Below are 1,308 nucleotides of genomic sequence, written 5' to 3'. Positions count from 1 at the left end.
CTTGTCCCCCCTCTTCTTTTAATTTTTCTTTAAAAGAGTTGCTCCTGCAATCCCTGGGTGTGTCATTTCGAATGGATCTAGAATTAATTCTAAGTCCTCTTGTGACAATACACCATTTTTCACACAAAGTTCTCGAACAGATTGCCCTGTCGCGATTGCTTCTTTCGCAACGCGAGCTGCTGCTTCATAACCGATATGAGGGTTCACGGCTGTAATAATTCCTACACTTTTCTCAACATACTCTTTTAAGCGATCTTCATTCGCTTCAATTCCTTTTAAGCAATTATCTGTAAAGGCACGGAAACCGTTATTCATAATGCTAATCGATTGCAGTAAGTTGAAAACAAGTACTGGTTCCATCACGTTTAATTCTAATTGTCCTGCTTCTGAAGCAAGGCAAATTGTATGATCATTACCTATGACTTGGAACGCAATTTGATTAATAACTTCTGGCATAACAGGGTTTACTTTCCCTGGCATAATAGAAGAACCTGGTTGACGAGCTGGTAACATAATTTCCGCTAAACCAACACGTGGACCTGATGCCATTAAGCGAAGGTCATTTGCAATTTTAGACATATTCATCATACATACTTTAAGCGCTGCAGATACTTCAGTATAAGCATCCGTATTTTGCGTCGCATCTACTAAATCTTCTGCACCAACAAGCGGTAATTCACTAATTGCAGCTAAATGTTTTACAACCGCTTCAATATATTCTGGATCTGCATTTAAGCCTGTACCAACTGCAGTTGCCCCCATATTTACTTCATATAAATGTTGACGCGATTGTTGAATTCGTTTCATATCACGTTCAAGTACGCGAGAGTATGCTTTAAATTCTTGTCCAAGACGGATTGGCACAGCATCTTGTAAATGTGTACGACCCATTTTAATAACATGGTCAAACTGTTCTGCTTTTAATTCAAATACATCATGCATATAACCCATCGTTTGTAATAAGCCTTCTAATGCATTTAATGTTGCGATATGAATCGCCGTTGGGAATGCATCGTTTGTTGATTGCGCCATGTTTACATGACTATTTGGACTAATATAATGATAGTCTCCCTTTTCCATCCCTAATAATTCAAGAGCACGATTGGCAATGACTTCATTTGCATTCATGTTCATTGAAGTACCCGCTCCGCCTTGGATTGGATCTACGATGAAATGATCATGCCATTTTCCATCAAGAATTTCTTGAGCAGCCTCTGCGATCGCACCGCCCTTGTTCAATTCCAATCTTCCTACATCTGTATTCGCAAGCGCTGCTGCTTTTTTTACAATTGCGAACGCTCTAATTAA

The 1,308-nt window shown here is 39.3% G+C and carries 1 protein-coding gene; it reads right to left on the bottom strand.

Going from position 1 to position 1,308, the window contains the following annotated elements; translation table 11 throughout:
• Positions 1-18 precede the first annotated feature (18 nt).
• Positions 19-1,308: aspartate ammonia-lyase (aspA, locus tag ACS2QP_RS27350; RefSeq protein WP_049107160.1), on the bottom strand; the 1,290-nt coding region annotated here is incomplete at its 5' end.

Source organism: Bacillus cereus group sp. Bce019 (assembly GCF_051781745.1).
GTDB classification, from domain to species: domain Bacteria; phylum Bacillota; class Bacilli; order Bacillales; family Bacillaceae_G; genus Bacillus_A; species Bacillus_A cereus.
Note: the sequence above shows the minus strand (reverse complement) of the source record. Positions and strands in the feature narration are given on the sequence as shown.